This is a genomic window from Acidiplasma aeolicum, from assembly GCF_001402945.1.
GTDB lineage: Archaea > Thermoplasmatota > Thermoplasmata > Thermoplasmatales > Thermoplasmataceae > Acidiplasma > Acidiplasma aeolicum.
On sequence record NZ_LKBG01000004.1, the window covers coordinates 1 to 5,711 of the forward strand.

Here is a 5,711-nt window from a genome sequence, read left to right on the forward strand (position 1 = left end):
ATAAAAATAATTTTATAAAAAAGTTATTTCTGATTAAATAGATAACTGTCTTATATGATAATATCACAAAATTATTTAAAGTTTATATGTGAACATTTGCCTAACATTATACTTTTCTTTATTTATGCAATTTGGAATTATGGCAATAATAAAGGCAGAAAAGGTAAGCAAAAAAGTAGTTATAGTTGGAAACCTGAACAGACAAAAGATAGTTAATTCCCTCCTTGAGAACCCAGTAAAAATATCAGAATTTGCGGGTTACACTGCATACACAGGCAAATATGGCAATGAGGATATTACCACAGTCTTTCATGGAATAGGAATTCCATCATTAACACTGGTAACAGACGATTTAATATCTCTTGGTGCCAGAGAGATAGTAAGATTCGGATCAGCCACAGCAGTATCAGACAGCATGGAACCGGGCACTGTGGTTCTTCCCATTGGATATTCTTATAACCCTGGAGGCACATTTAAACAGTATCTGAATTCTGACTTTTCAATGGCCCTTACACCAGACTTTGAATTTCTTGCCTCTGAAAGGGAAAAATTGAATAACGCTAATATTAAAACTGAAATAGGAAATGTATTTACAAGTGATGCATTATTTGCCCACACACCAGAGTTTATTAAAAAATTGTCAGAAACTGGTCACATTGCAGTTGAACTTGAAGGTGCCGGACTTTACTTTATTTCAAGGCTTAAAAATGTAAGGGCACTATCAGTGCATTTAATTTACTCCAATGCAGTAACCGGGAAATCAATGGAACAAAACAATATTAATGAATCAGAAAATAAAATAGCCAAAACTATACTGAACCTTCTCACAGGAAAAAATTAATTTTTTATAATTTTTAGGAAATTACATTAGGTTGTTTAAACATACGTCAGCTCACTATATGCATTATTTTCCTACCTTGGACCCCACTCATTTTATTTTTCATTACAACTCAGTGGTATGCAATTATTATTTTCAACATATAAAAGACATAAGAGGAGAGAATCATGAAATTATAAATATAAATTTAAATTCAATGGACAAATTAAAAAATTATATTCAATAGATATCTTGAAATAAAAAATGATAGGAATTTATTAATATCAATATATAATGAAGATTACAAGGGTAAAAAATTAAGAAAATTGTGTTGTTATATTCCTCCGGGAGGTAAATGGTGGTTAATATGAAGCATATTATGGAGGGCTTTGATAAATTTATTTCATATAAAGAAGCTGTTAATATTTTTAATTCTATTAAATGGGAATATCCAGCATATGAGAATGTAGGTATAAACAATTCTATTAATAGAATTATATATAATGATATTTTATCAAATATGGATGTACCTGAATTTGATAAAAGTGCTGTTGATGGCTATGCTGTTAGATCGGTGGATACATTAAATGCCTCTGTGAATAACCCTTCAAAGTTAACTATAATTGGGTCAGAATCCGCAGAGGAAAAATTTGATCAGAATTTAAATATAAATGAATGCATAGAGGTTTACACCGGTTCAGAGATTCCACAGGGTGCGGATTCAGTAATAAAGGTAGAGGAAACAGAAAGGTCTGGTAATTATATATATGTTTATTCCTATTCTGGTGAAAATAAAAATATATTCAAAAAGGGTGAGGATTTATCCAAAAATTACAGAATACTTAAAAAGGGCGATAAAATACTGCCCCAGCATTTAGCTGCAATGGCATCAGTTAAAATAAATAATGTTAATGTATATAAAAAAATAGTAATAGGCATAATTAACACAGGAAATGAAATTATAAACAAAAAAATAGTAAATTCCACAGGTATTCTCCTTAAAAATTATTATTCAAGGCCATATACTGAAGTAGTGGACGGTGGCATATGCGGTGATGATGAGGAATGCATAATTAACCATATAAATAAAATAATTGATAAGTGCAATATAATTATAATTACTGGAGGTACGAGTCTTGGAAGAAGGGATAAAACAACAGATGCAGTGTCCAGAATTGGGAGTATTCTCTTTTCTGGTGTGGCAATAAAACCTGGCAGAACAGTTGCATTATTTAATATAAAAAATAAGCCAGTTATTTCGGTATCTGGATTGCCTGTTGCAGCACTCATCTCATCATTGGTATTTGTAAATATGTATATAAAAAAAATATCTAATTTTGATATTTATGATAAAATAAATGGAATTCTTGATGAAAATATACATAATAAAATAGGATTTACAACATTTCAAATATGCAGAGCATATACAGTAAATAATAGAATTCATATCAAACCATTAAGAACAACAGGTTCCGGCATATTATCATCAATAATATATGGAAATTCCATTGTTATGGTTCCAGATTATAAAGAAGGAATAGAGGCCGGTAATATAATAAATGCATATAAAATAGGTGATATAGAATGGGACTAATATTCCATGATTTAATAAAATTTGATGATGCTTATAAAATAATAAATGAAAATATGGAAAAATTATCAGATTCTGAGATTATTAATTTAAGTGAAGCATACAATAGAATAAGCGCAGAGGACATTTACAGCAAAAATAATTTACCTTTATATTCAAGATCACAGGTTGATGGCTATGCCGTTATATCATCTGATATTAAGGATGCAAGTTATAATAATCCTGTTAAACTTTTGCTTTCAGGCGAAACATTTATTGGTGAAACACCTGTGAATCATCCCGGAAGCGGGAAATGCATAAAGGTTCCAACAGGCGGTGCAATACCAATAGGGTCAGATGCCATGGTTCCATTTGAGGATACAAATATAAATGGAAATACTGTAATATTTTATAAATCTGTTCCAAAATTTAATGAAATTTCAAATGCAGGTATTGATGTTATAAAGGGTGAAAAAATATTAAACAAATACACAATGCTGGATTCAAGGCATATAGCAGTGCTGGCAGCCACAGGTCTTGATAAAATAAAGGTTCTAAGGAAAATTAACATAGGAATAATAAGCACCGGAAATGAATTAATTTATCCCGGTGATAATTATATAGATGGGAAAATATATGATTCCAACGCTATGGCAATAGAATCAGAACTTAACAGCCTTAATAATTTTAATGTAAAAAATTATGGAATACTATCAGATGATTATGAATTAATAAAAAATGCAATTGATAAATCGGTAAATAATAACGATATAACAATTACAATTGGGAGTACATCTGCAGGCGATAAGGACATGGTTTATAAAATATTGGGTGAATATACTCCAGGGATATTATTCCATGGCGTTAGGGTAAAACCAGGGAAACCATTTATTTTTGCAAAATCAGGCAAAAAAATAATCTTTGGTCTTCCTGGTTTCCCGGTTTCTTCCATGATGATTTTGTATTCACTTATTATACCGAATATATTCAGCATTTTTAATTATAATTATAATTATAATAAAATAAATGCATATACAAAAGAAAATTTTGAGCTGCATGTTGGCAACACTGATTTGCTTTTAATAAAATTATTAAAAAAGGATAAAAAATATTATGCATATCAGGTTCATGGCAATTCAGGGTCAATATCCCGAATAATGAGGGCCAACGGTTTTTCTATCATAAATTCAACGTCAGAATATTTAAAGAAAAATACAGAAATTAAAGTTAATATTTTTAATAATAACATACCTGATATTCTTATATACGGTCAGTATTCACCATTAATTGAGGATATGCCGTATAATATAAGATTAAAATCAATATTCATAGAATCAGGATACAATGACATTATAAGATCCATGGAGAATAATGAGGCTGATCTATATATTTTAAATTATAAAAATAACCCTGAAAATAAAAACTATGATATAATTAAAATTGGTACACCATACGGTTTTGTTTACAGCAAAAGAAATTATGACACAGCTGCGATTTTATATAAGGGATCAGGCCTGTATGATTACTCGTATGATAAATTGAATACCAAAAATATTATTTATCTTGATAATCCCAATATAATAGCCGATTACGTCAAAAATAAGCGTTGCGATGTCGGGATAACATATAAGAATTATGCTGAATATTATAATTTGAATTTTGATTTCATTGATAATATTTATTTTTATTTTTATATAAATAAGAACAGTATTTATTATAATGAATTAAAAGCATTTATTAATGATAATCTATGATGGCAATAATATTTGCTAAAAAAAGTGAAAGATTAAAAGACAAGCATAATAAAATAATATGCAATGAAACGATGATAAATAGAATTTCTAGAATATTATATGAAACAGGTCTATTTGATAAAATTACACTCTTTACAAAAAATTTTTCTTTGCAGTGCAAATACTGTGATGTATTATATGATCATACAAATGGCGTTTTAATAAATTCAATACTTTACTGCATTAAAAATTTCAAAGAATTTTTTGCCGTCGGCGGGGATATGCCGCTTATAGATCATGATATAATAAAGGAATTGATTGATAATTATAATAAAAATACAGTATCGGTTTTAAATCATAATTATTATGAACCATTATTTTCTATATACAATTATAAAATATATGATAAAATGGAAAATTACATAAACTCTGGAGGCAGCAGTGTTAAAAAATTTATGGAACTAAATAACATAAGTTATATTAAAAAAGATACAATAAAATTAAAAAGTGTTAATTATTATGATGACTTAATTTTTGTAAACAAATACTTAAACTGTATTTAAAATAATGCTTAATAATTTATCAAAATCATCTGGGTAAATAATGCATTTTTTATTGTATTCATTATTGTTTGCTTTTATTATATAATTATGTTCATATTTTAAAAAATCTTCATTACCAAGCACAAGGAATTTTATGGCTTTTTTATATGATTTAAAACCCTCAATAAATATTATATCCGCATTATTTTCAGCTATTATATCATCAATATTTAAATGAGAATTAATCATCTTATATGACTTTGACGGCGTTAATCCATATGTAATATAAGCACCTGCATTTTCCATTTTCCATGTATCCTTGTTTTCTGTATCCAGAGATATATTATCATGTGGTATATCCTTTATATACATTATTTTAAAATCCTTATGCAAGCGTTTTATTAAATCATATATTACTGTTGTTTTTCCAGATTTTGAGGACCCAAAAAAGGAAAAAATTGCCATCCATAATACATAAAAATTAGATATAAAATATTTATCAAAGAAATAAATGATATCCAAGTGCAAAATTCATTGCTGCTGCAAACATGAGATACATTAGTCATATGCCGGTTATAAACTGAAAGAATGCTTTTGTTCTTCCCCATGTCTTTGAATGAGCAAGACTTGCAGGTATATCATTTATATATATTAACGCCAGAAGTACAAAGAGTATACCAACAGGTACATCCTTTCCCAAAAAGAATATTAAAGCACCCACTATGGATATCCAGAGGAAACCGATGGCCATGAAGCCATCCACAGTTGTATCTGCATCCTTGTATTTATTATATCCAAGTGCAAACCAATGAACACCATATGCCGTAAAGGCAAGGGCAGCCATATAAAGTATTGGTGAAGATCTGAAGGCATGAAAAATTGTTAACCCCAACCAAAGGTATGTTCCTGTGAGAAATTGCATAAAACCAGGCATCATTATTCCCCATAAACCCATGGAATGATTTACCCTCTCATTAGCCTCTTTAGGGTATTTAAAAAGGCCTGCACCAAAAAATGTTGCCCATACTGACACTGCCTTCCCACGCGTT

6 protein-coding genes are annotated in these 5,711 nt (G+C 29.1%); 4 read left to right on the forward strand and 2 right to left on the reverse strand.

The window, feature by feature from the left end:
• The first annotated feature begins 139 nt into the window (after positions 1 to 139).
• From AOG54_RS00450 to mobA, 4 genes are all read left to right on the forward strand, one after another.
• Positions 140 to 841, forward strand: coding sequence for a phosphorylase family protein (locus AOG54_RS00450; protein WP_048101377.1), 702 nt, complete (start codon positions 140 to 142; stop codon positions 839 to 841).
• Positions 842 to 1,184: 343 nt separating this feature from the next.
• Positions 1,185 to 2,411, forward strand: coding sequence for a molybdopterin molybdotransferase MoeA (locus AOG54_RS00455; protein WP_055032253.1), 1,227 nt, complete (start codon positions 1,185 to 1,187; stop codon positions 2,409 to 2,411).
• Entirely contained in the window at positions 2,402 to 4,141 is a 1,740-nt protein-coding gene (locus tag AOG54_RS00460) for a molybdopterin-binding protein (RefSeq protein ID WP_048101251.1), read from the forward strand. Before AOG54_RS00455 ends, AOG54_RS00460 begins: the two co-directional genes overlap by 10 nt.
• Positions 4,138 to 4,683 carry a molybdenum cofactor guanylyltransferase gene (gene mobA / locus AOG54_RS00465; RefSeq protein ID WP_048101250.1) on the forward strand — a complete coding sequence of 182 codons (546 nt, stop codon included), beginning with the start codon at positions 4,138 to 4,140 and terminating at the stop codon, positions 4,681 to 4,683. Before AOG54_RS00460 ends, mobA begins: the two co-directional genes overlap by 4 nt.
• On the opposite strand, the gene AOG54_RS00470 is transcribed toward mobA, so the two are convergent.
• Both AOG54_RS00470 and AOG54_RS00475 read right to left on the reverse strand, forming a co-directional pair.
• Positions 4,669 to 5,127, reverse strand: coding sequence for a molybdopterin-guanine dinucleotide biosynthesis protein B (locus AOG54_RS00470; RefSeq protein WP_048101249.1), 459 nt, complete (start codon positions 5,125 to 5,127; stop codon positions 4,669 to 4,671). The genes mobA and AOG54_RS00470 overlap by 15 nt on opposite strands.
• Positions 5,128 to 5,224: 97 nt before the next feature.
• Positions 5,225 to 5,711 (reverse strand): hypothetical protein (locus AOG54_RS00475; protein WP_236692416.1); only part of this gene is annotated, 487 nt, incomplete at its 5' end.

Excerpts from the sequence above, each read along its gene's own strand:
- AOG54_RS00450 (WP_048101377.1), top strand. The coding sequence starts at position 140 with ATGGCAATAATAAAGGCAGAAAAGGTAAGCAAAAAAGTAGTTATAGTT.
- AOG54_RS00460 (WP_048101251.1), top strand. The coding sequence starts at position 2,402 with ATGGGACTAATATTCCATGATTTAATAAAATTTGATGATGCTTATAAA.
- mobA (WP_048101250.1), top strand. The coding sequence starts at position 4,138 with ATGATGGCAATAATATTTGCTAAAAAAAGTGAAAGATTAAAAGACAAG.
- AOG54_RS00455 (WP_055032253.1), top strand. The coding sequence starts at position 1,185 with ATGAAGCATATTATGGAGGGCTTTGATAAATTTATTTCATATAAAGAA.
- AOG54_RS00470 (WP_048101249.1), bottom strand. The coding sequence starts at position 5,127 with ATGGCAATTTTTTCCTTTTTTGGGTCCTCAAAATCTGGAAAAACAACA.